We start from the raw sequence: 25,435 nt of genomic DNA on the forward strand, positions 1-25,435 counted from the left end.
CCCCCGCCGCCCCTTCCCGTCCCGTCCCTGGGGGCTGCGCCCCCAGACCCCCCTTTCGGCCCTTCGGGCCTCGTCCTCAAACGCCGGACGGGCTGGATGGGTCAGGCTGCGGTTTCCAGCGCGGGGGTCTGGGGGGTCTTCGTGGGGAGGGGCACGGGGGTGGGGGTGCGGTGGGTGTGGAGGAGGTGGCCTGCGGCTATCGAGCCGGCGATGATCAGGCCGCCGGTGATCAGGGCGCCGCGCGGGCCCGCCAGTTCCATGAGAAGGCCGAGGGCGGGCGGGCCGCCCAGTCCCCATACGGTGCCGAGGCTGCCCCAGACGCCGAGGACGCGTCCGCGCAGATGGGCGGGCGGGTCGGTCTGCAGGACGGCCGTTCCGGCGGTGTCGGAGACGGACTCCACGACGGCCATGGGCAGGACCAGTACCAGCAGCACGGCCAGCGACGGTGACATCCCCGCCACGACCTGGAGCAGCGCGCCCGTCGCCGCCAGGGCGCCGACCAGCCGCACGGACGGCCTGCGCAGCCGCGCCGCCAGCACCGCGCCGAGGATCCCCCCGACGGCGAGGACGGTGGACACCGTGCCGAACGCTCCCGCGCCGCCCGCCAGCGGCCCGGTGACCAGGACGGCGAGGGTGAGCCCGTAGTTCCGGCCGAAGACGGCGCTGACCCCGGTGACCCCGGCGAGCGCCAGCAGCCGGGGCCGGCGGGCGAAGAAGGCGAGCCCCTCGCGGACGGTCATGGCGGCCCGCGGGCGCTCGGTCTTCTCGACGACGTGCCGGACCGCACCCGCCGCCGGGCGCAGGAACGGGATGACCGCGGTCACGAAGAGGAAGGAGAACCCGTTGGCGAAGTAGGCGGCGGCGGTGCCGAGGAATCCGACCGTCACGCCGGCGAGCGCGGCGCCCGCGAGCCGGCCCGCGTTGAAGGCCAGCGCGCCCACGCCGATGGCCGAGGGCACGTCCTCCGCGGGGACGAGATCGTTTCCGAGCAGGGCGCAGGCCGGGTTGTCGACGGTGGCGACGACACCGGTGACGGCGGCCAGCACCATGAGGGAGGTCATGTCCAGCTGGTCCAGTGCCACGAGTACGGCCGTGGTGAACGCGATCGCGGACAGCAGGGCCTGGCTGACGGCGGCCGTGAGCTTCCGGGGCCAGCGGTCGACCGCCGCGCCGCCGAGGACGCTCATCAGCAGGGCGGGGGCGGCCTGTACGGACATGGACAGACCCGTGGCGGCGGCGGACCCGGTGATCTGCAGGACCAGCAGGTTCTGCACCGTGAGCTGCATCCAGGTACCGGCGTTCGACACGAAGTTCGCGACGGACCACCAGCGCATGCTGCGGTGTCGCAGGGAGCGCCAGGGGGAGTTCGACACGGGCTGGGCAGGGGTGGGTGTGAAAGACACAGTGCGCTACTCGGAAACGAGCCGGAGGGCTCGGCGGAAGGTGGCGCGGGAAGCGGAACGCCGGCTGCACTGCGCGGCGGCTCCCGTCACCAGGACTGGGCGCCGACCATCGTGACAGAAAGGAACGCCGAGTCGGTTCCACAGGGCCGGTGGATCACCGGGCTGTGCGTGTCAAATGTGGTGGGGTCACGGGGAGTTGGTCCGGTGAGTGTGGTTGCTCACAGGGGCGGGCACACTGAGGGCCCGTCGCTGCTGCGACGGGCCCTCATCTGCGGTTCTCAGCCGTGCTTACCGCGTCCGCTCAGCGCGTCGCGGAGCCGGTCGACCATGCCGGCACCCGGTGCCAGCAGCTTGTTCGCGGGGGGCCTGTCCGGCGCGGCCGGGTGCGGCCGGGTCGGGGCCATCTTCTTCGCCTTCCGGACCTTGTCACCGAGCTCGTCGAGCTTCTCCTCGGAGCAGTTGGCGCGCAGCTGCGGGAAGAGGTTCTGCTCCTCGTCGGCGATGTGCTCACGGATCTCGCTCATCAGCATGCCGATGAGCCGGTCGAACTCGGCGTCGTCGGCCTGTCGGCGCTCCATATCCTTCATGGTGCGCTCGGCCCTGTCGTGGTCCTCGATCTCCTGGTCGGCCAGCGCGTCCCCGTTCGGCACATGCTCCCGCACGGCCGGGTAGAGGTAGGCCTCCTCGGCCACCGAGTGGCGGACCAGTTCCATGGTGACCTGGTCTGCGTACACCTTGCGGTCCTGGTGGCCGGCCGGCAGTTCCTCGATCTTGCTGAAGAGTTCCTCGACTTCCCGGTGATCGGTCACCAGTTCGTCGACGACATTGCCTCCGTGTCCCATGGCCTTCTCCTCCGGTTCGTGGTGGCACCCGGCCGGGTCCACTCCGCCCCCGGGTCCCCCGCACGTCCCGGGTGCTAACGCGGCCGGGGTGTCAGCAGGAGAGCCTGGACCGGACGGACCGGACACGACCGGCCAGGGCGGCGGGCCGGGCGCCGGCCCGGGCGGACTGGCGTACCAGGTGGGCGTCGCGCCGCAGGTCGTGGGCGGCGTGCCGGCTGCGCCACAGCAGCGACGGGGCGGAACCGGTGTCGTCGGCGGCGATCAGCAGACCGCCGAGCATGGCGACGTTCTTGAGGAAGTGAATGCGCTGCTGCATCTTCTGGTCGGGGTCCTCCTCCTCCCAGAAGCGGTGTCCGGCCAGGGTCGTGGGCACCAGCGTGACGGCGATCGCGAGCGCGGCCGGGCGCGACATGCGTCCGGTGGCCAGCAGCAGCCCGCCCACGAGCTGGACGGCGCCGCTGAGGCGTACGCAGTCCTCGGTGCTGTCCGGCAGCACGGGGACGCGATCGGTGATCGGCCGTACGACGGGCTCCGCCAGCTCTACGACGTTTTGGGGGTGGCGGACGGATTCCAGTCCGCCCGCAACGAACATCGACGCCAGCATCGGCCGGCCGAGGACACGCAACAGACTCATGGCCTACTCCTGGGATGTCGGTGGTGCGGGTGTGCCGGGTTCCCGCCGGGGGCGGGGGCATGCGGCGTGCCGTCACCAGTACCGGGTGGTGAGCGCGGGCCGGTGGACCGCCTCGACGGCGTCGCGCAGGCACAGGGCGACGCCGATGGTGGCGCGCAGGACCGAGGGACGTACAGTCTGCGCGGTCTCCGTGGCCAGCACCAGCAGACAGCCCGCCGCCTGTTCGACCACCGAGACCGGGAGGGTGTAGTCGCTGTCGGCGGCCGCGCGGAACGCCTTCAGCGGGATTCCGGCTCCGTCGACCGTCCGCCGGGCGGCCTGCTCCAGGTGCTGTGCGGCCTGTTCACAGAGTGCGGCGGGCAGGGTGAGGGTGCGCTGGAACGATGAACTCGTCATGGTCCCAGTGCTCCCCCGGCGCGGCTCCGTTCGATCGGCCGGGGCCCGGATTTCACCGTCCTGCGCGAGCGTTCGGCGGCGGGCGCGGCCGGGGAGGGCGGGCCTGTCTGGCGGATCAAGTCCGGGGGACAGGAGCGGCGCCGTGCAACCCGGGTGAGCGGGGTGTGGTGCGTCCAACTGCAAGGCGGAGCCTTGCCGACGGCAACGCCGCAGATGGGCGTGCCAGCCCCCGCGTCCCCGGCCTGATCCGCCGGACAGGCCCTCGTACTCTGGGTGCCCGCGCATGAGAGGAGTCTGCCCATGTCCTTCCCTGCCGGTACGGCCGCCCGGGACGGTGACGGGCCGGAGGCCGTGGCGGCCCGGCTCACCGGGCGGGCGGTCACCGGTGTGCGTGCGGTGTCCGGTTCGCTCACCGAGGCGGTTCTGGACGGCGGCCGGGTCGTGGTCGTCAAGCGGACCGAGGGGGCGCAGGCCGCCCGCGCCGAGGCGGCGGGGCTGCGCTGGCTCGCCGGGGCCGGGACGGTGCGGGTGCCGGAGGTACACGGTCACGACGGGCGGTGGCTGGTCGTCGACCGGGTGACGCGGGGCGGGCCCACGCGGGAGGCGGCCGTGCGGTTCGGCCGGGATCTGGCGGGGCTGCACGCGGCGGGCGCGCCGGCGTTCGGGGCGCCGCCGCCGGGCGGTCCGGTGGAGGCGTACATCGGGCTCGCCCCGATGCGCAACGTCACCGGCGGGGACTGGCCCGCCTGGTACGCCGAGCACCGGGTCCTGCCGTATCTGCGGCGCGCGGTCGACGACGGCACCGTCCGCCCGGACGAGGCGCGCGTCATCGAGCGGGTCTGTGAGCGGCTGCCGGAGCTGTCCGGACCTGCCGAGCCGCCCGCGCGGCTCCACGGTGACCTGTGGAACGGCAATGTGCTGTGGGGCGCGGACGGCCATGTCCGGCTGATCGATCCGGCGGCCCACGGCGGGCACCGGGAGACCGACCTGGCGATGCTCGCCCTTTTCGGCTGTCCCGAGCTGCGGGCGGTGCTGGACGGCTACCGGCAGACGGCTCCGCTCGCCGACGGCTGGGAGGAGCGTGTGGGCGTGCACCAGCTGTTCCCGCTGCTGGTGCACGCCGTGCTGTTCGGCCGCGGCTACGCCGAGCAGGCACTCGCGGCGGCACGGGCGGCCGCCGCGGGGTGACCGGTCAGCGGGTCACCGCGTGCCGTGCGTTGGGGACGCAGTGGGTCATGGTGAGCCCCTGCACCTCGCGCGGCGGGTTGTCGCCGAGGTTGGCGAGCCGCTTGCGGTCCTGGTCGGTGAGGTTCTGGCCGGCGAGGGGTTCCAGGTGGGCGACGTCCTCCGGCATGATCCCCAGGCCCTCGCCGACCCTGCGGCCGAGGTCGTTCTCGACCAGCAGGAAGTGCCACACCATGCGTTCCTGCACGGCCCGGTCGCACTGGGAGATCAGGTGGGTGAAGTTCTTCACCAGGTCGTCGCGCTCCCAGTCCTCCATCAGCAGATAGCGCTGGCCGGCCTGCAGGTAGTCGTTGGTGCGTTCGATGCGGGCGCGGGTGAGCCGGCCGCGGATCTCCGGGCCCTGCTCGTCGTGCCCCGGGTACACGCCCTCCCGCAGACCGCCGGTGATCGACGGCTCGTAGTTCACGCCGGGGTTCTCGCCGGCGTGGTCGACGAAGTACGTCATCTGGCCGTCGCGCTGGTTGGTGCGCACGTCGGCGTGCTTGGCCTGGTTGACCGGCAGCTGGAGGTAGTTGGGGCCGACCCGGTACCGCTGGGTGTCGCTGTAGGAGAAGGTCCGGCCGACGAGCATCTTGTCGTCGGAGAAGTCCAGGCCGTCGACGAGGACGCCGGTGCCGAAGGAGATCTGCTCGTTCTCGGCGAAGAAGTTGCCGGGCATCCGGTTGAGCACCATGCGGCCCACCGGCTTGGGCGGGAAGTCGTGCTCGGGCCATGTCTTGGTGTCGTCCAGCGGGTCGAAGTCCAGCTCCGGGTGGTCGTGGTCGTCCATCATCTGGACGAGGAGTTCCCACTCCGGGTGATCGCCGCGATCGACCGCCTCGTAGAAGTCCTTCGTGGCGTGGCCGAGCCCTTGGGCCTGGACGTTGGCCGCATCCTCCTCGGTCATGCTGCGCACGCCCTGCTTGGGCATCCAGTGGTACTTGACCAGGTTGGTCCGGCCCTCGGCGTTGACCCACTTGTAGGTGTTCACGCCGAAGCCCTGCATATGGCGGTAGTCCGCCGGGATGCCGCGCGGGCTGAAGAGGTTGATCAGCATGTGCATGCACTCGGGCGTCTGCGACATGAAGTCGAAGATGCGGCGCGGCTGCTGTTCGAAGGTGACCGGGTCGGGCTTGAGGGCGTGGATGACGTCCGGGAACTTGATGGCGTCGCGGATGAAGAAGACGGCCAGGTTGTTGCCGACGAGGTCCCAGTTGCCGTCCTCGGTGTAGAACTTCACGGCGAAGCCGCGGGGGTCGCGGGCGGCTTCGGAGGAGTCACGGCCGCCGATGACGGTGGAGAAGCGGACGGCGACGTCGGTGCGCTTGCCCTTGTCCTGGAAGAGCTTGGCGCGGGTGTAGCGGGAGACCGGCTCGTCGCCCCACATGCCGTACGCCTCGAAGTAGCCGTAGGCGGTGACGCCGCGGGCGTGCACGACGCGCTCGGGGATGCGCTCCCGGTCGAAGTGGCTGATCTTCTCCAGGAACTGGTAGTTCTCCAGCGTGGCCGGGCCCCGGGAGCCGATGGTGCGCTGGTTCTGGTTGTCGTATACCGGGTGGCCCTGGCGGTTGGTCAGTACCTTGCGGTCGTCACCCGGAGCGGGACCCCGGCTCGAAACGTCCGTCATGATCGTGTCGGCTCCTTGCGCTGCTCGTCGTCCCCCCGGGTCGCGTGCGTACGGGGATCATGCTGCATCGCATCACCGGGGGCGGCGACTCGGGGACTCCGGCGTGGCGGGGGTGCGGGCGAGGAAGCGGTCCAGGGCGGCGGTGAGTTCCGCGGGCTTCTCCACGGGGAGTTCGTGGCCCGCGTCGAGGATGCGGATCTCGGCGTCCTGGTAGTCCTTGGCCATGCGCAGCATCTGGTGAGCGGGAAGCTGGATGTCGTGGTAGCCGTGCACCATCAGGGTGGGTACGCGGATCTCGCGGACCCGGTGGAGGACGTCGAAGGCGCGCATCGCGGAGTACAGGGTCATCACGACCTCGCGGGGCGTGGCCGCGGAGGCGCGGATGTACTCCTTGATCTCCTGGCGGGGGTGGCCGGGGGCGAAGGCGCGCTGGATGTTGGCGGCGACGAACAGTCTGAACGGCACCCGGGTGGACGCCGCCATCAGGAGTCCCCGGGACCTGCTGTAGGTCATCCGGCCGATGGAGTTCACCAGCACCAGCCGTTCCACCCGTGCGGGGTGGGCGAGGGCGAGGAGCTGGGCGGTCATGCCGCCCATGGAGTGGCCGACGGGGACGAACCGGTCGACGCCGAGGTGGTCGAGGAGGGCGATGACGTCGCGGGCGAGGACCTCGATGGTGCGCGCGCCGCTGCCGCTGCTCTCGCCGTGTCCGCGCAGGTCGAGGCGGATCACCCGGCGGTGGGCGGCGAAGTGTGCCATCTGGTGGTCCCAGCGGTGCCGGTCGGCGGTCCACCCGTGGATGAACACCAGGGGCGCGCTCCCCGCGTCGCGCGGGCCCTCGTCGTCGTACGTCAGTTCCGCACCGTCGACAGCGAACTGCGGCATGGGCGTGGCCTCCTGGGATCCCTGCGGTTACCGACCAGTAGGGTAGCGGCCGCCCGCCGGGGCCGTCAGCGCCGTACGCCCAGGGAGCGCGAGGTGTCCGGAACCGGTACGGGCCCGGACACCGTGCCGCGCACGGTGGCCGGGCCGGGGGACAGCGTGGTCAGCCGCCGTTCAGGCGGGCGCGCAGCAGCCCCTTGCCCAGTTCCGCGCCCTTGCGGCTGTCCGCCTGGGCCTTGCGGAACAGGTCGGCGACCTCCGTGTCGTTGGCGCGCTCGGCGTCCTGGATGTAGGTCTCGAGGCGCAGCGCGTTGCTCAGGCACGCCTCGACGTACCAGATCAGGTTGTAGTCCTTGTCCTGTGTGCCGGTGACGCCGCCGGTCTCCGTCTGACTGGTCATCGGGTCTCCTCTTCGCGTGCTCATCCACCCGCCCGCCGGGTCTCCGTGTCACGCCGGAGGGGCGGGCGCTGTCAGCGGCGGTCGAGTACCCGCACGCCGCGGCGGCACACAGCGAAGGAGGCGGGAGCGCGACCGGTCCCCCGTTCCGGTCGTGCCCCCGCCATGGCTCGAAATCTATGCCGCGGAGAACGGGCCTGTGTATCGCACCGGTGCCCGCTGCGGCCCTCGGAGGGCTCAACCGTGCACAACTGAGTCCGAAAGGCCCGGTTCACCCCCGCGCGAGGACCGGTTGCTCCAGGTCGCCCACGGCGAGATGGGCCAGCACCACCTCGTAGAGGTCGGTCCCGGTGGCCAGCAGCTGGCGTTCGAGGACCGGTTCGGCGCTGCGCACATGCTCGCGCACGGTCTGGGCATGGACGCCCAGGGCCTGCGCGGCCCGCTCGGCGTTCCCCCCGGCGGCGATCCAGGTGCGCAGGGTGCGGCGCACATTGCGGGGGTCCTGGTCCAGCCGCCCCAGCAGTTCCCGAGCCCAGGCGCCCACGGCATCGCCGGCCAGCAGGCCCGCGAGGCCGGGGGCCGGTGCGCCCGGCTCGGTGCCCGTCTGCCCGTCCAGGAGGTTGATCTGGGTGTGCAGCGCCAGATGGACGACGGCACGGGCGGTGACGTCGTCGAAGTCCACGCCGAGCATCGTCTCGACGCGCTCCATGCGGGCCCGTACCGTGTTGCGGCTGAGGCCGAGGATCTTGGCGGTGTTCACGGCGGTGAACTCCAGGCCGAGGCGGGTGGTGGCGAGGAGTTCGGCGCGGGTGTGGTGGGCCAGCGCGTCCAGCGGACGCAGCACCCGGGCCGCCCAGCCGCGCAGGGCGGCGGGCTCCATCAGCCGCTCGGGGTGGGTGCGCTCGGCGTACACGGCCGTCTTGTCCGGCCGGAAGCGCGCCACCGCCAGCGCGCTGACGGCCTGGCCGTACGCGGTGGCGGTACGGGCGAGGCTCTGCCACACGCTGCCGCCGAGGAACGTCCCCGGGTGCCTGCCGACCAGCGACCGCAGGTCGGAGGCGGTGGTCTCGCGGGGGCTGAGGACGATGACGTGCCCGTCCATCGCCGGGCACCGCACGACCAGCGCCTCCTCCCCCGTGGTGTCCAGGCACTCCGCCAGCAGCCGTTCGCGCCGCTCGGGCGCGGACTCGACGACGTAGACGCACGCCGTGTCGGCGTCCAGCAGGCCCGGCCAGAGTCCCGCCGCGACGCGGCGGGCCGCGACGGTGTCCTCCACCATCAGCAGTTGCAGGATCGCCAGCCGCAGATCGGCGGTGGCCCGCCGGAGCCGGTGCCCCGCGGCGGCACTCTCGTGGGCGGTCAGCAGGAGTTCGATCACCTGCGCGGTGGAGGTCACGACGTCGGAGGTGTGCCGGTCGAAGGCGGACTCACGGGAGACGGCCAGCACACAGGTGCCCGACGGGTGGCCGATCCTGACCAGGCGCTGGTGGCGTCCGTCCCCCTCCCAGGCGGCGGAGGCGATCCGGCCGGAGCCGAGGTCGGCGACGAGGGACTCGTCCAGCGGCAGCCGGGCGCCGGCGAGGAGCGTGCCGGCGGCGTCCCGGAGGGACACCTCCGCGTGCGCGGTCGCGGCCAGCCAGTCGACGACCCTGCCGACATCCCGCCCGGCCGGCCGCAGATGCTCGAGCAGCTCCTGCGCCCACGTGGGGTGCTCCCGGGCCGCCGGTGTCCGCCGGATTCCGTCCTCACGGCGTGCCACTTCGGTCCTCCCCTCGTCCGCTCGCCCGTCCGGCTCAGGCCGGGGACGTTACCTCACCGGTGGGCGCGGCTCATCCCGGCGCGACGGCGCGTGCCCGGCGGGACGGCATGGTCCCCGTGTGCGTGGTGCTCGCGCGCGGCGGCATAAGCTCGATGAATGGCGAAGTACTTCGATGTGCACCCCGACAACCCCCAGCCGCGCACCATTTCCCAGGTCGCCGACAGCATCCGCTCCGACGCCCTGATCGCGTACCCCACCGATTCCTGCTACGCACTCGGCTGCCGGCTGGGCAGCCGTTCGGGCATCGACCGGATCCGCACCATCCGCAAGCTGGACGACCGGCACCATTTCACCCTGGTGTGCCGGGACTTCGCGCAGCTCGGACAGTTCGTACGGATCGACAACGACGTGTTCCGCGCGGTCAAGGCGTCGACGCCGGGCAGCTACACGTTCATCCTGCCCGCGACGAAGGAGGTGCCCCGCATGCTCCAGCACCCCAAGAAGAAGACCGTCGGCGTGCGCATCCCCGACCATGTCGTCACCCAGGCCCTGCTGGAGGAGCTCGGCGAGCCCCTGCTGTCCAGCACTCTGCTGCTGCCCGGCGAGGACGAGCCGATGACCCAGGGCTGGGAGATCAAGGACCGTCTCGACCACCAGGTGGACGCGGTGCTGGACTCCGGCGACTGCGGCACCGAGCCGACCACCGTCATCGACTTCTCCGGCGGCGAGGCGGAGATCGTACGGCGGGGCGCGGGCGACGTCTCACGCTTCGAGTGAGCGTGGGGCCGGGTTACCAGCGGCCCGGCGCGGTGCCGGTGAGGGGCTGCGAGGGCCGGCCGTCCACCCCGACGGGAACGTCCCCGGCGAGCATGACGCGGTGCATGATCCGCGGGTGGCCGAGGTGCGCCGCGTCGGCCGGGGCGAGATGGATGGTGGCCCGGTTGTCCCAGAACGCCACGCTGCCCGGCTCCCAGCGGAAGCGCACGGTGTACTCGGGCCGGGTGGCCTGCTCCAGCAGCATCTCCAGGACGGCCGCGCTCTCGGGACGGGAGAGACCGGTGATCTGCTCGACGTAGTACCCGTTGACGAACAGCACCCGCTCCCCCGTCTCCGGGTGGACGCGCACCAGCGGATGCTCGGAGGCCGTCTGGTGGTCCAGCAGATGGCGCAGATAGGCGTCGTCGCCGGGACGGGGCTGGTAGCCGACCCCCAGCCGGTGCTCGGCACGCAGCCGGTCGGCGAACTCCCGTACCGGGGCGGACAGTCCGGCATAGGCCGCGGCCAGGTTCGACCAGGTGGTGTCGCCGCCGTACGGCGGGACGGTCTCCGCGCGCAGGATCGTCGCGGCCGGCGGATCGACGCGGGCGCCGTGGTCGCAGTGCCAGCCGCGCAGCAGGGTGTGGCGGCGCCGCCGCAGCCACTCGTCGTGCTCCATGCCGAACCGTCCGCCGAGCTCCAGCCGGTCGGCGGTCGTCTCGACCTCGGGGAAGTCCGGCGGGGAGGCCTTCCCGCGCCGGGGCAGGACGACCGGTTCGCCGAACCGGCGGGCCAGTGCCACATGGGCGGCGTGGTCGAGGCGCTGCCCGCGGAAGAACACCACCTTCCAGCGCAGCACCGCCGCCCTGATCGCCGCGATCACGGCGTCGTCGAGGTCCCCGGCGAGGTCGACGCCGGTGATGTCCGCTCCGATGTGCCCGGCGACGGGACGGACCTCCACCGCCCCGGCACGCTCTCCGTCCGCCGCGCCGCCCCTGTCCGTGGTCATGCGGGTCCCCACTCCGTCGGCCTCTCCGCCGGCCCCGTACGGGCCGGCTCCTGGGAAGATCGTGGCAGCGAAGCGCGGGCCTGGCGACAGGGCCGCGCAGGGCGGGGCTCCGTCGTCCGGTTGATCACCGCCCCGTCGTCCCCGACGCTGAGGGGAGGACACTCCCGACGGAAGGCCCCGCCGTGACCAGCATTCCGACCCACACCCTCAACGACGGCACCACGATCCCCGCCCTGGGCCTGGGCACCTGGCCGATGAACGACGCGGAGGCGGAGCGGGCGGTCGGCACGGCCCTGGAGATGGGGTATCGCCTTGTCGACACGGCGGCCAACTACCGCAACGAAACCGGTGTGGGCCGTGCCGTGGCCGCGTCCGGTGTTCCCCGCGAGGAGATCGTCGTGACGACGAAGCTCCCGGGCCGGCACCACGGCTACGGGCAGACCCTCGCCTCCTTCGAGGAGTCCCGGGCCCGGCTCGGTCTGGAGTACGTCGACCTCTATCTGATCCACTGGCCCCTCCCCCAAGTCGACCGGTACGCCGCCTCCTGGAAGGCCATGATCAAGCTGCGCGAGGACGGTCTGATCCGGTCGATCGGGGTCTCCAACTTCAACCCCGCCCACATCGAGCGGCTGGAGAAGGAGACCGGGGTGCTGCCCTCGGTCAACCAGATCGAGCTGCACCCCTTCTTCCCGCAGGAGGAACTGCGCGCGTACCACGCGGACAAGGGTGTGCTCACCGAGAGCTACAGCCCGCTCGGACGGGGCGTGACCGTGCTGGACGATCCGGCTGTCGTCGCCGTGGCGGAGGCCCACGGCGTCACCCCGGCCCAGGCCGTGCTGCGCTGGCACATCCAGCTGGGCGCGGTTCCCGTTCCCAAGTCGTCCAGCCCGGAGCGGCAGCGGGCGAACCTCGACGTGTTCGGCTTCGAGCTGGACGACGCCGAGATGCGGAGCCTCGCCGACCGCGCCCACCGGCGGTTCGGCGGCGATCCGGAGGTGCACGAGGAGTTCTGACCGGGTACCCGCCAGCCGCGCGCATCGGCGGTGGCGTACCGGAAGGGAGCGGCACGGTGGGTGAAGAGGACCGGCTGCGGGACTACCACGGCAAGCGGGACTTCGCACGGACCGGCGAGCCCCGGGGAGGCGGGGCCGAGCCGGGGGACCGGCCCCGCTTCGTGGTGCAGATCCACGACGCACGCAGGATGCACTTCGATTTCCGGCTCCAGGTGGGCGACGTGCTGAAGTCCTGGGCGGTGCCCAAGGGCCCCCCGGAGGATCCGCGGGACAAGCGCCTCGCCGTGCCCACGGAGGACCATCCGCTCGAGTACGAGGAGTTCGAGGGCGTGATCCCGCCCGGTGAGTACGGCGGCGGCACGGTGATCGTCTGGGACCACGGCACGTACGAGCCGCTCAGCCGCGACCGCCAGGGCCGGCCCATCGACTTCGCGGAATCGCTGGAACGCGGGCACGCCACCTTCCGGCTGCACGGGTCGAAGCTGCGCGGTGAGTACGCCCTCACCCGCTTCCGCAGCGGGGACGACGGCGAGGAGGCGTGGCTGCTCGTCCGGGCGGCGAAGGGGCGTGCCCGGGGCCGCGGCGCCCCCGATCCGCGCCGGGCCCGGTCGGTCCGCTCCGGCCGCACCCTCGCACAAATCGCCGCCGAGCACGCCGGGGACTGAGCGGTCAGTACTCCGGCAGGTGCTGTCCGGTCCGGATCGTCTTGCCGCGGCCGGTGTGTCTGCTCGGTGCGGCCCGTCCGGCCGGCTCCGCGGTGATCACATATTCGCTCGGAGCCTCGCACGACGGGCCGTACCGTCAGCCGGAGCGGCACGGGGCGGCCGTCGCGGTGCCGCACCTCGACCGTTCCCGACGGAACGGGCGGGGTGCCGGGCGGCGCTCGCGGCGAGCAGCTCGCGCACGGCGCGGCCCACGGCCTCGTCGGCGGGGAACCCCTCCCGTCCCTGGGGCTCCGCCCCAGACCCCGCTCCTCAAACGCCGGAGGGGCTGGATGGTGCCGGACGGGCTGACACACCAGCCCGTCCGGCGTTTGAGTACTGCCCCGGTGCGGTCGGTCGCCACGCCCCATGTCAGCGTCCGGGCGGCCCCCAGCCGTCCGCTCTCAACCACGGCCGGATGCCGCCGCCCCTCCCGGGGTGTGCCGGGCGTCAGGCGCTGTGGTCGCGCAGGGCGGCGAGCGCCCGGTCGGCGTGCGCGTTCATTCTCAGTTCGCTGCGTACGACCTCGAGCACGGTCCGGTCCCGCCCGATGACGAAGGTGGCCCGTTTGGTGGGCGCCAGGGCGATGCCCCGCTTCACCCCGAACCGCTCACGGACGGTGCCGTCCGGGTCGGACAGCAGCGGCATGCCGAGGGTGTGCCGTCCGGCGAACTCCGCCTGTCGCTCGACGGGGTCCGCGCTGATGCCCACCGGTCGCGCTCCGACGACGGCGAACTCGGCGGCCAGGTCGCGGAAGTGGCAGGCCTGGGCGGTGCAGCCGGGGGTCAGGGCGGCCGGGTAGAAGAAGAGCACCACCGGCCCTTCGGCGAGCAGGTCCGAAAGCCGTCGTACGGTGCCGGTCTCGTCCGGCAGCGCGAAGTCCTCGACCGTGTCTCCCTTCTCGGGGCGCCCGCTCACGACCGGCCCCCCGCGTTCTCCGCGACGCCGCGCGCCCAGAGCACCAGCGGCAGCTGCAACGGCAGCCGGCCGAAGGCCGCGGCCCTCTGCGGGGTGGGGCGGTGCCGCCAGTCGACGGCCATCTTCACGTTGGCGGGGAACACACCGACGAAGAAGGCCGCGGCGGCACGTGCCGCGGTCCTGCGGGTGCGGGGCAGTGCCACGCCGGCGGCCAGCGCGAGTTCCACGGCACCGCTGGCGTAGGTCCAGGTCCGGGGCGAGCCGGGCAGGGAGCGCGGCACGATGTCGTCGAACTGGCGCGGTACGGCGAAGTGTGCGGTGCCGGCGGCGGCCAGCAGACCGGCGAGCAGCAGGGGTGAGCGTTCGGACCGTGACACGGTTCCTCCTCCGATGACTGCCGCGGGATACTACCGGACGGTAAGTCGCCGTGGAGGAAAGGGTTCCGGCCGCGCGGGGAGGTCCGGCGACGGTCCGGGTCAGGCGCAGGGCGCGGGTTCCGCGTCCTCGTCGGCGGCGTGGGCGAGGAAGACGTCGACGGTGGAAGAGGCCCGCAAGCAGGCACAGGTCGTGGGGCGACCAGTCGGCGAGGGCGGCCTGCATTCCCCGAACACCGGCCCCACGGTTCCGGGTGATGGCCTGCCGGCCGGTCTCGGTGAGCTCGGTGCGCTGGGCGCGCCCGTCGTCGGGGTCCGGGACGCCGGTGACGTGGCCGGACCTGTGCAGCTGCTGCACCGTGCGGGTGACGTGCGAGGCTTCCACGCCCAGCGGGCGGCCGGCTTCTCCGGCCGCATCTGCTCGGCGTCGGCCATCTTCCGCAGCGGCGCAACCGCCGCCCGGTCCAGCGGCACGCCCGCCACGGCTGTCAGCCGCTCGTGCCGACGGGCGCGCGCACTCAGGTAGGTGATGCGGTGGAGCGCGCGCTCGATCTCGGCCACCTGCTCGGCGGCGGGGACGTCGGGGAGCGGGGGTGCGGACCCGTCCCCCCTCCCGCGGCCGCCGGCCCGTCAGCCGCTCGTGCCGACGGGCGCGCGCACTCAGGTAGGTGATGCGGTGGAGCGCGCGCTCGATCTCGGCCACCTGCTCGGCGGCGGGGGCGTCGGGGAGCGGGGGTGCGGAACCGTCCCGCCCCACCCGCGGCCGCCGGCCCGTCAGCCGGGGCCGTTCAGGGGAATCACCGGCGGCGGTGGCTTGGGGGCCGGTGGGGCCGTTCACACCTCACCCGTGACCCTGCCGCTGATCCCGCCCATGCTCGCCACGTCCGGCTCCCTGCCGCCCCCGGCGGCGGACACCCGCTGGGCGTACGAGACCAAGCAGGACGGCCAGCGGGTGGTGGTCTACCTCCCCGGGGACGGCACGATCCGCCTGCGCGCCCGGTCCGGTCAGGACATCACGGCCGCGTACCCGGAGCTCCATCCGCTGGCCACGGCCCTCGGCACCAGGTCCGCGGTCCTGGACGGGGAGGTGCTCGCCCTCGACGAGCAAGGCCGTGCGAGCTTCCAACTGCTGCAGTCCCGTATGGGCCTGGCGCACGCCCCCGCCCGGGCGGCCCGGCGGGCGGCGGCGGTCCCGGTCCACCTGGTGCTGTTCGACGTGATGCATCTGGACGGGCGGTCACTGATCCACCTGCCCTACACCGCGCGCCGCGAGGCGCTGCTGAGTCTTGGCCTCCACGGGCCGGCGTGGTCCACCCCGGCGTCCATCGTCGGTCATGGAGCCGAGGCGCTGCGGGCCACCGCCGAGCACGGACTCGAGGGTCTGGTCTGCAAGCGGCTGGACTCGGTGTACGAACCGGGAGTGCGGTCCCGTGCCTGGATCAAGATCCGCAACATGCGCAGCGAGGACGTGCTGATCGGGGGCTGGCTGCCCGGCAAGGGGCGGCTGAGCGGACTGCCGGGGGCCGTGCTCGTCGGACAGCGGGCGGCGGGGCGGTTGCGGTACGTCGGCGGCGTGGGCACCGGCTGGAGTGAGGCCGAACGGACGGAGCTCGCGGGGCTGTTGCGGGAGGCGGCGACCGACGTGTGCCCCTTCGACCCCGTACCGGCCACCCCGGGCGCGTACTGGGTGGTGCCCCGGCTGGTCGGCGAGGTCCGCTACAGCACCCGCACCCGGAACGGAATGCTGCGCCAGCCGTCCTGGCTGCGCCTGCGCCCGGACCTCGCTCCCGGGGACGCGGCGGCGGACATTCCGGACGACATGGTGTGATCCGGAGCCCGGCGCGGTGAGTGCCGCGCCGGGCTCCACCGACGGCACGTCGCCACCCTCTTGGCATGTATGCGTTCAACCGGGATGCTGAACTCCCTTGCCCCCCACAGCCGTTGGGCTGCGCCCGGTCCAAGAGGAGGACGCAGTGTCGTCGAGCACGTCCCGAACGCGCCGCAGGAGATGGCTGACCGTCCTGGCCGGCGCGGCCGCACTCGTCATCGCCTTCCCCGCCACCGCCTTCGCCGCTCCCCCGCCCGCCCTGCCCGCCCACGCCGACGCACTGGAGCGGACCTTCCAGCCCGCCTACGACTACGACACCGACGGCTGCTACCCGACACCGGCGATCGGACCGGACGGCGCGGTCAACACCGGCCTCAAGCCGACCGGCGCCCTCAACGGCAACTGCCGCGACGCCCCGGACCTGGACAACACCAACGGCTACGCCCGCTCCATGTGCAACAACGGCTGGTGCGCCATCGTCTACGCCCTGTACTTCGAAAAGGACCAGGCACTGCCGGGCATCGACCTCGGAGGTCACCGCCACGACTGGGAGCACGTCGTGGTGTGGGTGCAGAACGGCTCCGCCCAGTACGTCGCGACGTCCAACCACGGCTCGTTCTCGGTCCACGCACGGTCGGCGGTCCGCTTCGACGGGACGCATCCGAAGATCGTCTACCACAAGGACGGCATCGGCACCCACTGCTTCCGCCTCGCGCGCGCGGGCGACGAGCCGCCGGAGAACCACGAGGGCAGCTGGCAGTACCCGGCCCTGATCGGGTGGAACGGCTATCCGCCGGGCCTGCGCGACCGGCTCGTCTCGTACGACTTCGGCAGCGCCCACTTCGGCCTGAAGGACGGCAGCTTCGCCTCCCACCTGGCGGCGGCCAAGCCGCCGGGCATCCCCTTCGACCCGAACGCCTGAGCGTCACAGGGGAGTTGACGCCACGAGCGCCGTGCGGCGTTCCGGGCACGGAAGGGGCGCCGCGAGGTCTATCGTGTCGGCATGTCCGTCCCGGAACTGATCCGTATCGTCTCCCGCGACTCGCCCATGGCGCTGGCCCAGGTGGACCGCGTCCGGTTGGAGCTGGCCGCCGCCCGGCCCGGGGTGCGCACCGAGGTCGTGCCCGTCAGAACCACCGGCGACAAGTGGCTGGGCGATCTGTCGGCGGTGGAGGGCAAGGGCGCGTTCACCAAGGAGGTGGACGCCGCGCTGCTCTCCGGTGAGGCGGATCTGGCCGTGCACTGCCTCAAGGACGTGCCCGCCGACCGGCCGCTCCCGGCGGGCACGGTGTTCGCCGCGTTCCTCGAGCGGGACGACGTCCGCGACGCCCTCGTGCACCCGGGCGGACTCGGCCTGGACGAGCTCCCGCCCGGCACCCGGGTCGGCACCTCCTCGGTGCGCCGCATCGCCCAGCTGGCCGCCACCCACCCGCAGCTGCGCTGCGTGCCGTTCCGCGGCAACGCCAACCGGCGGCTGGAGAAACTGGCGGCCGGTGAGGCCGACGCCCTGCTGCTGGCGGTCTCCGGCCTGGAACGCATCGGTCGCACCGACGTGATCAGCGACGTGCTCCCGACCGAGGTCATGATGCCGCCCATCGGCGCGGGCATCCTCGCGCTGCAGTGCCGGGAGGGCGACACCGGGCTGATCGACGCGGTCAGTCCCCTCGGCGACCCGGACACCCATCGTGAGGCCACCGCCGAACGCATGTTCCTGCACGTGCTGCAAGGCCACTGCAACAGCCCGATCGCCGGTTACGCGCGGGTGGACCGCGGGGGCGAACTGTCGTTGCGGGCCTGTGTCTTCACCCCGGACGGCAAGACCCGGCTGAACGCGCACGAATGGGCGGGGCGGCTGGACCCCGCCACGCTCGGCACGTCCGTCGCCGTGGCCCTGCTGCGTCAGGGCGCCCGGGAGATCATCGACGGCATCCCGCACTGAGCCCGGCTCAGGAGGCTCAGGAGGTGCCTTCCTCCGCCTGTTCCTGCAGGAAGACGCTCACCTGATGGGCCAGGGAGTCCCGGCACGCGCCGACGGGCGTCCCCGCGGATCCCTCGGGCACCCCGACGCCGCCCGTCCACAGCCGCCGGCCGGTCCACTCCTCGTCGGCGCGCAACTGCACCTGGACGTCGACGTGGCTCAGGGAAGCCTCGGGGCCGGCCGCGTAGAGCACCGCGGTGGCCCGGCGCAGCGGGTACACGTCGAATCCCTCGATGAACTGCGAGTTGCGCCAGTCGATGAATGCGCTCTCGCCGTCCGGGCCGGTCCGTACGTCGATTTGACCGTCCTCGAGATGAATACAAAAAGGCCGGCCGCCGCGATTCTCGACGGTCACGCGGACACGGAAGTACGTCAGCCCCTCCGCGGCGTCGTCCCGTCCGCGCGGCGGCTCACCCGGTTCCAGACGGTGGACGCGGACCCGCAGACCGGCATGCTCGTCGTACTCCTGCCAGTCCCCGACCACGTTGGGCTCGTACACAGTGCACCTCTCGACTTCGTCCGCTGCTTCCTATCTGTGGGCTCAGCGCAGTGTCAAACGAGCGGAATGCGCTGTGGTCAGGTAGTTCGCCCGATCTGATCGGTGATCAAGCGCTGCGCTGGAGGAATCCCCCGACCGGCGGACCGGGGCCGGGCCGCGGCGTGCCGCACATCACGTCCGCCGCGCCGGTCACCAGGAGGCCGCCCGGGCGGTGCGCGCCCCCGCCGCGCGGCGGCCCGGCGCCCCGCGCACCGGCCCGGGAATTTCACCACACGAATTCCCTCACTTCCGGACCGTGCGCATTTCGGAATGCGTGGCGCGTGCATTCCGGTACCCGTTTTGAAATGCGGGCGGACGGGGAATGGGATTCTCAGTGCTTCGGACAGGAGGCACGTCCGTGGGGACCGGCTCGCCGGCCCCGGGCCCGTCCCGGTCCGAGCCGCCGCTTCCCACGGGGTCTGTCCATCCGGCACCCCGCTCAGGGAGGTGCGCGTGATGCGTACCGTCAGTCCCAGGAAGCCGCACTCCCACGACGACGCCCCCGACACGGCCGGGGCCTTCGCCCGTCTGGCCGGGCTGCCCGAAGGGCCGGAGCGCAGTGCGCTGCGCGACGAGCTGGTCACGGCGTGGCTGCCCATGGCCGAGCGGATCGCCGTCCGGTTCCGGGGCCGCGGTGAGGCCCTGGAGGACCTGTACCAGGTGGCGGCCCTCGGTCTGGTGAAGGCCGTCGACCACTACGACCCGGCGCGCGGCAACGCGTTCGAGGCGTACGCGGTGCCCACCGTCACCGGCGAGATCAAGCGCCACTTCCGCGACCACATGTGGACCCTGCACGTACCGCGCCGGGTCCAGGACCTGCGCAACCGCGTGCGGCACGCGGCGAAGGAACTGTCGCAGACGACCCCGGGCCGGGCGCCCACGGTCGCCGAGATCGCCGCGCACGCCCAGCTCACCGAGGACGAGGTGCGGACCGGGACGGAGGCGCTGGAGTGCTTCTCCGCGCTGTCGCTGGAGGCGGAGATGCCGGGTACCGACGGGTACGCCCTCCAGGACGCGATCGGCGGTCCGGACCCGGGCTTCGACACGGTCGTCGACCGGGTGGCGGTGCGGCCCTGTCTCCAGGCCCTGCCGGAGCGCGAGCGGATCATCCTCTATCTGCGCTTCTTCAAGGGCATGACGCAGAGCGGGATCGCCGCGCAGCTCGGCATCTCGCAGATGCATGTCTCCCGGCTGCTGAGCGGTTGTTTCGCCCAGCTGCGCGAGGAACTGCTGACCGAGGCCGGCTAAGGCCTGTCCGGCGGATCAAGTCGGGGGAAAAGGGCGGCGCCTGCAAACCCAGGTGAGCGGGGTCTGGTGCGCCCAGCTGCAAGGCGGAGGAGGGAGTCGACGCGATGGGTCCCCCCGCTCGAGCGAAGACAACGCCGCAGATGCGCGTGCCAGACCCCGCGTCCCTGGCATGATCCGCCGGACAGGCCCTGACCGCCCGGCGGCGGGCGTCGCGTCAGCGTTCGGGGCGCACGCGCAGGGGCCGGGTGGGGCCGAGCCGGTCCAGGACCTCCTCGAGCACCGTCCGCACGTCCGCGGGCAGCATTCCGGTGCGCCCCCAGACGAGGATCATGTCGGCGACGTTGCGCAGCTTGATGTTGGTGCGCTGGGAGACCTCCTTGAGCACCGCCCAGCCCTGGTCGGGCGAGACCCGCCCGAGTGCGACGATCATGCCGATCGCCTGGTCCACCACCGCGTGCGAGACGACCGCGTCCTTCAGCTGCTGTACTTCTTCCTCCAGCTGGAGGATCCGGTCCGCGCCCCCGTCCGTGGGCATGGTCACCTCCGGGTCCGGTGTGCCGCTCTCGTGGTGCCTTGGACTAGTGCTTGAGTGCCTTCACCCAGTGCCGGTCCATCCATGGTCTCCACTCGGGCCGCCCTGTGCCACCGGGGTGGCCCGGAGGCAGCCGGAGGCACCGTTTCGGGGCCACCGGCGGGGTACTCGGCAGGCGCCCCGGCTGGTACCCGGCGGACACTGGTGCCATACGGGTGGCTGCTACGCCGACGAGATCAGGACGCGAATTCATGAACCACGACATGCCCTCCCCCGCCGGCGCGACGGACGTCGTCTCGACGCACTCCGTGTTCGGTGCGCCCTGCTGGGTGAGTCTGACCAGCCGCGACGTGCAGACGACCGAGGAGTTCTACACGGCCGTGCTGGGCTGGGAGTGGCGTCCCATGCGCCTGGGCGACCGGTTCCGGATCGCCCTGGCCGACGGCCGGCCGGTGGCCGGGCTCGCCGCGGTGGCCGGCATGTGGCAGATGGCGGTGGCGTGGACGCCGTACTTCGCGGTGCGCAGCGCGGACGAGGCCGCGGCCCGGGTGCAGGAGCGCGGCGGCACGGCGGCGGTCGGCCCGATCTCGCTGCCGCCCGGGCGCGCGGCGCTGCTGGCCGACCGGGACGGTGCGACGTTCGGGATCTGGGAGGGCAAGCTGTTCACCGACTGGCACGCCTGGCGCCGCGCACAGCTTGCCTTCATCCGGCTGCACACCCGGGACGCCTTCGACGCGGCGATCTTCTACGGCGGGGTCTTCGACTGGGCGTCCGACGAGCCCGGCTGCTGCGAGGTGTACTACGAGGACGAAGAGGTGGTGGTGCGCAGCGAGGGGGACGTGGTGGCACGCATCGAGTCGGGGGCGGTGGGGTCGGCGCCCGATCCGGCCATCCGGCCGCACTGGCAGGTGCACTTCGTGGTGGAGGACGTGGCCGCCTGTGCCCGCGGGGCCGAGCGGCACGGCGGCAGCGTGCTGTCCGAGGGTCCCGAGGAGGCCGTGCTCCGCGACAACGAGGGGGCCCAGTTCACGGTGACCTCGCGCCGGGACCGCTAAGGCCTGTCCGGCGGATCAAGTCGGGGGAAAGAGGCGGCGCCGTTCAACCCAGGTGAGCGGGGTCTGGTGCGTCCAGCTCAAGGCTGAGGAGGGACAACGCCGCAGATGGGCGTGCCAGACCCCGCGTCCCCGGCAGGATGCGCCGGACAGGTCCTAACCTCCCCGGGGCCCGCCGCCCTCACCGCCGGGTGCGGGACGGGCGGGACAGCAGTACCAGGCTGCGGGCGTCGACGGTGAGGGTGGTGCCGGCCTTGCGTTCCGCCTCGTCGGGGGCGCCGTCCGGGTCGGCGGTGTCGATCAGGGCGGTCCAGCGTTCGCCGTAGGTCGCGTCCGGCAGCCGGAAGTCGACCGGTTCCCAGTGGCTGTTGAGCAGCAGCAGGAAGGAGTCGTCGACCAGCCGGCCGCCGCGCGGGCCGGGTTCGGCGATGGCGTCGCCGTTGAGGAACACCCCCACCGAGTGGGCGTCGGAGCGCTGCCAGTCGAAGTCGGTCATCTCCTGTGCGTCGGGCAGCAGCCACACCAGGTCGGGCAGCGGCTGGCCCGCGTGGCGCACGGTCTCGCCCCGGAAGAAGCGGCGGCGGCGCAGCACGGGGTGGGTCACGCGCAGGGAGATGAGCGTGCGCGTGAAGTCGAGCAGCCTGCGCCGCTCGTCGGTCGGCCGCCAGTCGATCCAGCTGATCTCGTTGTCCTGGCAGTAGGCGTTGTTGTTGCCGCGCTGGGTGCGGCCGAGTTCGTCGCCGTGGGAGAGCATCGGGATGCCCTGCGAGAGCAGCAGCGTGGCGAGGAAGTTGCGCTGCTGGCGGGCGCGCAGTTCGCGCACGGCCGGGTCGCGGGTGGGGCCCTCGACACCGCAGTTCCACGACCGGTTGCTGCTTTCGCCGTCCCGGTTGCCCTCGCCGTTGGCCTCGTTGTGCTTGTCGTTGTACGAGACGAGGTCGCGCAGCGTGAAACCGTCGTGCGCGGTGACGAAGTTGACGCTGGCGCGGGGCCGGCGCCTGCTGTGGGCGTAGAGGTCGGAGGAGCCGGTCAGCCGGGAGGCGAACTCGCCGAGCGTGTGCTCCTCCCCTCGCCAGAAGTCCCGTACGGCGTCACGGTACTTGCCGTTCCACTCGGACCACAGCGGCGGGAAGTTGCCCACCTGGTAGCCGCCCTCGCCCACGTCCCAGGGTTCGGCGATCAGCTTGACGCGGCTGATCACCGGGTCCTGCTGGATCAGGTCGAAGAACGCCGACAGCCGGTCCACCTCATGGAACTGCCGGGCCAGGGTGGCCGCGAGGTCGAACCGGAATCCGTCGACATGCATCTCGGTGACCCAGTATCGGAGCGAGTCCATGATCAGCTGGAGCACGTAGGGGTGGCGCATCAGCAGGCTGTTGCCGGTGCCGGTGGTGTCGTAGTAATGGCGCCAGTCGCCGTCCACCAGACGGTAGTACGAGGAGTTGTCGATGCCCCGGAAGGAGAGCGTGGGGCCCTTCTCGTTGCCCTCGGCGGTGTGGTTGTAGACGACGTCCAGGATCACCTCCAGCCCGGCCGCGTGAAGGGTCTTCACCATGTTCTTGAACTCGGTGACCTGCCGGCCCCGGGTGCCGTGGGCGGCGTAGGCGTTGTGCGGGGCGAAGAAGCCGATGGTGTTGTAGCCCCAGTAGTTGGCCAGGCCGCGGCTCTGCAGCACACCGTCCTGGACGAACTGGTGCACCGGCATCAGTTCCACGGCGGTGACGCCCAGCGAGGTGAGATGCTCGAGCACACAGGGGTGCGCCAGCCCCGCGTAGGTGCCCCGGAGTTCCTCGGGGACGTCGGGGTGGGTGCGGGTCATGCCCTTGACGTGGGTCTCGTAGATCACCGTGTCGGAGTAGGGACGGCAGGGCCGGGTGTCGTCGCCCCAGTCGAAGGCCGGGTCGGTCACCACGCCGAGCATGGTGTGGCCGGCGCTGTCGGCCGGGTCGGGGCCGTGCGGGTCGCGCTCGTACAGCGAGGGGTGGTTGTCGATCTGTCCGTCCACGGCGGTGGCGTAGGGGTCGAGGAGGAGTTTCGCCGCGTTGCAGCGGTGGCCGGCCGCCGGGGCCCAGGGGCCGTGCACCCGGTAGCCGTAGCGCTGACCGGGGCCCACGCCCGGGAGGTAACCGTGCCAGACGAAGCCGTCGACCTCGGTGAGCCGTACCGTGCTGTGCCGGCCGTCGTCGTGCACCAGGACCAGGTCCACGCGTTCGGCGACCTCGCTGAAGAGCGCGAAGTTGGTGCCCTCCCCGTCGTAGGACGCACCCAGCGGGTAAGGGCGCCCGCTCCACGCGGGCGCCCCTTTCCGGGTATGTCGCCGGGTCACCGGACCTCCTCCAGGAGGCCGCCCGGCGTTCGTACCCGGCCGGTGAGCGTCGCCACGCTCACCTCGCGGGGCAGGTCCAGGCCCTCGCTCTCGCGCGGGTCCGGCGCCGTCGGCACCAGCGGGACGCGTTCCCCGGCGCGGGCGCGCTGCGAGAACCAGATGACCTTGCTGCCGGTCTCGGTGGCGCAGCAGCCCCAGCCGTCGCTGCTCGCGGCGATGTGCTCCAGGCAGCCGCGCAGCTCCTGGTCCGGGCGGAGGGCGCGGTCGTTGTCCCCGATGGCCGTGATGAGGTGCTGGCCGTTCCACCACATCTCGATCGACGTGTTCTTGTCGGTGGCATGCTCGTCGATGGCGCGCAGCAGCATCTCGGCGCCGCCGCAGACCGGTTCCATCAGGTTCTCCAGGTCCCAGAACCGGAGGTGGGCGGCCAGTATGCGGCTGACCTGTCCGACTTTCTCGGGGCTGACTTCCACGTCGAGGTGGTAGTAGCAGGGCACTGCGGTTTTCATGGTTGTCGGCTCCTCACCGCGAACGCTCGCGCTCCTTCTCGCCCACTTCGGGACGAACCCCCGAACACGGAATGTGAGCGGGTTTCGCTTCTGAGTCACCTTCAGAGTGCGGGGGTTGGTCCATTCGTGCAACACGAGCGAACGGCTGAGGCGTATGAGCCGTAATGACGCGTATGAGGCGAACAAGTGAGCGGACGAGAGGGGTGTCGCCGCACGGAAGACCCCCGCCAGGGCGGTTGAAAACCCAACAAGACGTTGCGTCATCACCCGTGCACCATGTGGGAAGACCTCGATCGCCGTTACGGGTCCGTGCATCTGTGCGCACGCGCCCGCCCGACCGTCGGGACAACGCGCCTCCATCGAGCCCCGGAAAGGTGAACGGCGCATGCTGCTACCCGCCAAAGCCGAAGTTGCCCGGCAGTTGCGTCGCTACCGGGCCTGGGAACGCGTGATGCTGGCGGCCCCCACCGACCACACGGTACGGGCCACCTTCGAGGACTCCGGCTACACCCTGTGCGTGCTGATGGGAAAGCGCTGCGCGCGGGAGGCGGCGGACGCCGCCGAACGGTATCTGCGCACCACCGCGGTCACCTATCTGCAGGAGCGGAACGACAGGCCCCGTCCGGCCGCCACGGTCAGAAGGGGCCCGCCGGCCTTCGAGCGGCGCTCTCCGGCGGGAAGGCCCTGACCTTCCCGCCGCTGTCTGTCCCACGCCCGGGCGTCCGCCCGGGCGCCGAGCACGGCGGAGGTGCGTAGACCCCATGAAGACCACCCGGACCATCGGTCGTGTCCCGGTACGGGACGTCCGCCCGTCCGTCGACTGCGGCCGGCGGCCGGCGAAGGCCGTCGTGGGTGAGGCGTTCGAGGTCACCGCCACCGTGTTCCGGGAAGGTCACGACGCGGTCGCCGCCGATGTCGTGCTGAGGGACCCGCAGGGGCGTCCGGGACCGTTCACGCCGATGCGGGAGCTGGCGCCCGGGACGGACCGGTGGGGCGCGGAGGTCGTCGCGGACGCCACGGGCCTGTGGACGTACCGCGTCGAGGCCTGGGGAGACCCCGTGGCCACCTGGCGCAGGACCGCCGGCATCAAGGTTCCGGCGGGCATTGACGCCGGACTGGTCCTGGAGGAGGGCGCCGACCTCCATGAACGCGCGGCGGCCGGAGTACCGCGAGGCGAAGGACGTGACGCGGTGCTGGCGGCGGCCCGCACCCTGCGCGACGACTCCCTGCCCTGCGCCACCCGGCTGGCGGCGGCGTTGACGCCGGAGGTGGACGCGGTGCTGGCCCGGCATCCGCTGCGGGAACTGGTCACCAGCAGTGACCCGCTGCCACTGCTGGTGGAACGCGAACGGGCCCTGTACGGCGCCTGGTACGAGTTCTTCCCCCGCTCCGAAGGCACACCCGAGCAGCCCCACGGCACCTTCGACACCGCCGCCCGCCGGCTGCCCGCCATCGCCGCGATGGGCTTCGACGTCGTCTACCTCCCCCC

General features: G+C 72.3%; 27 protein-coding genes and 1 pseudogene. 12 read left to right on the forward strand and 16 right to left on the reverse strand.

What is annotated here, in order from left to right:
• Window positions 1–101: 101 nt before the first annotated feature.
• The 4 genes from AB0L56_RS30780 to AB0L56_RS30795 all read right to left on the reverse strand — a co-directional run bounded on the left by AB0L56_RS30780 (window position 102) and on the right by AB0L56_RS30795 (window position 3,275).
• A complete protein-coding gene (locus AB0L56_RS30780) occupies window positions 102–1,373 on the reverse strand; it encodes an MFS transporter (RefSeq protein ID WP_365429287.1) in 1,272 nt (423 codons plus the stop codon).
• Between the two features lie 308 nt (window positions 1,374–1,681).
• Window positions 1,682–2,245 (reverse strand): hemerythrin domain-containing protein, encoded by a 564-nt coding sequence (locus AB0L56_RS30785; protein ID WP_365429239.1) that lies wholly within the window; start codon window positions 2,243–2,245, stop codon window positions 1,682–1,684.
• Window positions 2,246–2,336: 91 nt separating this feature from the next.
• A complete protein-coding gene (locus AB0L56_RS30790; protein ID WP_361033935.1) occupies window positions 2,337–2,879 on the reverse strand; it encodes a DoxX family protein in 543 nt (180 codons plus the stop codon).
• Between the two features lie 72 nt (window positions 2,880–2,951).
• On the reverse strand, window positions 2,952–3,275 hold the full coding sequence (locus AB0L56_RS30795) for a hypothetical protein (protein ID WP_361033932.1): 324 nt from the start codon (window positions 3,273–3,275) through the stop codon (window positions 2,952–2,954).
• 300 nt (window positions 3,276–3,575) lie between these two features.
• On the opposite strand from AB0L56_RS30795, the gene AB0L56_RS30800 reads away from it, so the two are divergent.
• Window positions 3,576–4,463 carry a fructosamine kinase family protein gene (locus AB0L56_RS30800; protein WP_361033929.1) on the forward strand — a complete coding sequence of 296 codons (888 nt, stop codon included), beginning with the start codon at window positions 3,576–3,578 and terminating at the stop codon, window positions 4,461–4,463.
• A 4-nt stretch (window positions 4,464–4,467) separates the two neighbouring features.
• Here the strand turns inward: AB0L56_RS30800 and AB0L56_RS30805 are convergent, their stop codons facing one another.
• The 4 genes from AB0L56_RS30805 to AB0L56_RS30820 form a co-directional block, all read right to left on the reverse strand.
• Entirely contained in the window at window positions 4,468–6,126 is a 1,659-nt protein-coding gene (locus AB0L56_RS30805) for a catalase (RefSeq protein WP_365429244.1), read from the reverse strand.
• Window positions 6,127–6,198: 72 nt separating this feature from the next.
• Window positions 6,199–7,011: an alpha/beta fold hydrolase gene (locus AB0L56_RS30810; protein ID WP_365429247.1), complete on the reverse strand. Its 813-nt coding sequence runs from the start codon at window positions 7,009–7,011 to the stop codon at window positions 6,199–6,201.
• 160 nt (window positions 7,012–7,171) lie between these two features.
• Complete coding sequence (locus AB0L56_RS30815) at window positions 7,172–7,408, reverse strand: hypothetical protein (protein ID WP_365429250.1); 237 nt, start codon at window positions 7,406–7,408, stop codon at window positions 7,172–7,174.
• Between the two features lie 268 nt (window positions 7,409–7,676).
• Entirely contained in the window at window positions 7,677–9,164 is a 1,488-nt protein-coding gene (locus tag AB0L56_RS30820) for a helix-turn-helix domain-containing protein (protein WP_365429253.1), read from the reverse strand.
• Window positions 9,165–9,320: 156 nt separating this feature from the next.
• On the opposite strand from AB0L56_RS30820, the gene AB0L56_RS30825 reads away from it, so the two are divergent.
• Window positions 9,321–9,941, forward strand: coding sequence for an L-threonylcarbamoyladenylate synthase (locus AB0L56_RS30825; RefSeq protein ID WP_361033914.1), 621 nt, complete (start codon window positions 9,321–9,323; stop codon window positions 9,939–9,941).
• A 13-nt stretch (window positions 9,942–9,954) separates the two neighbouring features.
• Here the strand turns inward: AB0L56_RS30825 and AB0L56_RS30830 are convergent, their stop codons facing one another.
• Window positions 9,955–10,929: a TauD/TfdA family dioxygenase gene (locus AB0L56_RS30830; protein ID WP_361033911.1), complete on the reverse strand. Its 975-nt coding sequence runs from the start codon at window positions 10,927–10,929 to the stop codon at window positions 9,955–9,957.
• A gap of 182 nt (window positions 10,930–11,111) precedes the next feature.
• On the opposite strand from AB0L56_RS30830, the gene AB0L56_RS30835 reads away from it, so the two are divergent.
• Both AB0L56_RS30835 and AB0L56_RS30840 read left to right on the forward strand, forming a co-directional pair.
• On the forward strand, window positions 11,112–11,942 hold the full coding sequence (locus AB0L56_RS30835; protein ID WP_365429257.1) for an aldo/keto reductase: 831 nt from the start codon (window positions 11,112–11,114) through the stop codon (window positions 11,940–11,942).
• A 56-nt stretch (window positions 11,943–11,998) separates the two neighbouring features.
• Entirely contained in the window at window positions 11,999–12,607 is a 609-nt protein-coding gene (locus tag AB0L56_RS30840) for a DNA polymerase ligase N-terminal domain-containing protein (RefSeq protein WP_365429260.1), read from the forward strand.
• Between the two features lie 486 nt (window positions 12,608–13,093).
• Here the strand turns inward: AB0L56_RS30840 and AB0L56_RS30845 are convergent, their stop codons facing one another.
• Together AB0L56_RS30845 and AB0L56_RS30850 are read right to left on the reverse strand one after the other, a co-directional pair.
• Window positions 13,094–13,561, reverse strand: a complete 468-nt coding sequence (locus tag AB0L56_RS30845) for a peroxiredoxin (protein ID WP_365429290.1) — start codon at window positions 13,559–13,561, stop codon at window positions 13,094–13,096.
• A complete protein-coding gene (locus AB0L56_RS30850; protein ID WP_361033899.1) occupies window positions 13,558–13,938 on the reverse strand; it encodes a hypothetical protein in 381 nt (126 codons plus the stop codon). Before AB0L56_RS30850 ends, AB0L56_RS30845 begins: the two co-directional genes overlap by 4 nt.
• A 190-nt stretch (window positions 13,939–14,128) precedes the next feature.
• Here AB0L56_RS30850 and AB0L56_RS30855 point away from each other — a divergent pair, with 190 nt between their 5' ends.
• Window positions 14,129–14,461, forward strand: a complete 333-nt coding sequence (locus tag AB0L56_RS30855) for a hypothetical protein (protein WP_365429263.1) — start codon at window positions 14,129–14,131, stop codon at window positions 14,459–14,461.
• A 105-nt stretch (window positions 14,462–14,566) separates the two neighbouring features.
• On the opposite strand, the pseudogene AB0L56_RS30860 reads toward AB0L56_RS30855, so the two are convergent.
• Window positions 14,567–14,692 (reverse strand): annotated as a pseudogene (locus AB0L56_RS30860) (MarR family transcriptional regulator); the annotation flags it as partial.
• A 90-nt stretch (window positions 14,693–14,782) separates the two neighbouring features.
• Between AB0L56_RS30860 and ligD the strand changes: the two are divergent.
• The 3 genes from ligD (at window position 14,783) to hemC (ending at window position 17,702) form a co-directional block, all read left to right on the forward strand.
• A complete protein-coding gene (ligD, locus tag AB0L56_RS30865) occupies window positions 14,783–15,763 on the forward strand; it encodes a non-homologous end-joining DNA ligase (RefSeq protein ID WP_365429266.1) in 981 nt (326 codons plus the stop codon).
• 145 nt (window positions 15,764–15,908) lie between these two features.
• On the forward strand, window positions 15,909–16,685 hold the full coding sequence (locus AB0L56_RS30870; protein WP_365429269.1) for an NPP1 family protein: 777 nt from the start codon (window positions 15,909–15,911) through the stop codon (window positions 16,683–16,685).
• A gap of 81 nt (window positions 16,686–16,766) precedes the next feature.
• Entirely contained in the window at window positions 16,767–17,702 is a 936-nt protein-coding gene (gene hemC, locus AB0L56_RS30875) for a hydroxymethylbilane synthase (protein WP_361033880.1), read from the forward strand.
• Window positions 17,703–17,718: 16 nt separating this feature from the next.
• Here hemC and AB0L56_RS30880 read toward each other — a convergent pair whose 3' ends face one another.
• Window positions 17,719–18,240, reverse strand: coding sequence for a hypothetical protein (locus AB0L56_RS30880; RefSeq protein ID WP_361033877.1), 522 nt, complete (start codon window positions 18,238–18,240; stop codon window positions 17,719–17,721).
• Window positions 18,241–18,735: 495 nt separating this feature from the next.
• On the opposite strand from AB0L56_RS30880, the gene AB0L56_RS30885 reads away from it, so the two are divergent.
• Window positions 18,736–19,527 carry an RNA polymerase sigma factor SigF gene (locus AB0L56_RS30885; RefSeq protein ID WP_361033875.1) on the forward strand — a complete coding sequence of 264 codons (792 nt, stop codon included), beginning with the start codon at window positions 18,736–18,738 and terminating at the stop codon, window positions 19,525–19,527.
• A gap of 214 nt (window positions 19,528–19,741) precedes the next feature.
• Here AB0L56_RS30885 and AB0L56_RS30890 read toward each other — a convergent pair whose 3' ends face one another.
• Entirely contained in the window at window positions 19,742–20,068 is a 327-nt protein-coding gene (locus tag AB0L56_RS30890; RefSeq protein WP_361033872.1) for an ANTAR domain-containing protein, read from the reverse strand.
• Window positions 20,069–20,310: 242 nt separating this feature from the next.
• Between AB0L56_RS30890 and AB0L56_RS30895 the strand changes: the two genes are divergently transcribed.
• Complete coding sequence (locus AB0L56_RS30895; protein ID WP_361033869.1) at window positions 20,311–21,114, forward strand: VOC family protein; 804 nt, start codon at window positions 20,311–20,313, stop codon at window positions 21,112–21,114.
• Window positions 21,115–21,292: 178 nt separating this feature from the next.
• On the opposite strand, the gene glgX is transcribed toward AB0L56_RS30895, so the two are convergent.
• Window positions 21,293–23,437, reverse strand: a complete 2,145-nt coding sequence (glgX, locus tag AB0L56_RS30900; protein ID WP_365429275.1) for a glycogen debranching protein GlgX — start codon at window positions 23,435–23,437, stop codon at window positions 21,293–21,295.
• Window positions 23,434–23,946: a pep a2 gene (locus tag AB0L56_RS30905; protein ID WP_365429278.1), complete on the reverse strand. Its 513-nt coding sequence runs from the start codon at window positions 23,944–23,946 to the stop codon at window positions 23,434–23,436. Before AB0L56_RS30905 ends, glgX begins: the two co-directional genes overlap by 4 nt.
• 385 nt (window positions 23,947–24,331) lie before the next feature.
• Here AB0L56_RS30905 and AB0L56_RS30910 point away from each other — a divergent pair, with 385 nt between their 5' ends.
• Window positions 24,332–24,634 (forward strand): DUF5133 domain-containing protein, encoded by a 303-nt coding sequence (locus AB0L56_RS30910; protein ID WP_365429281.1) that lies wholly within the window; start codon window positions 24,332–24,334, stop codon window positions 24,632–24,634.
• Window positions 24,635–24,707: 73 nt separating this feature from the next.
• Window positions 24,708–25,435 (forward strand): maltotransferase domain-containing protein (locus tag AB0L56_RS30915; RefSeq protein WP_365429284.1); only part of this gene is annotated, 728 nt, incomplete at its 3' end.

The organism is Streptomyces sp. NPDC052079, assembly GCF_040680275.1.
GTDB lineage: Bacteria > Actinomycetota > Actinomycetes > Streptomycetales > Streptomycetaceae > Streptomyces.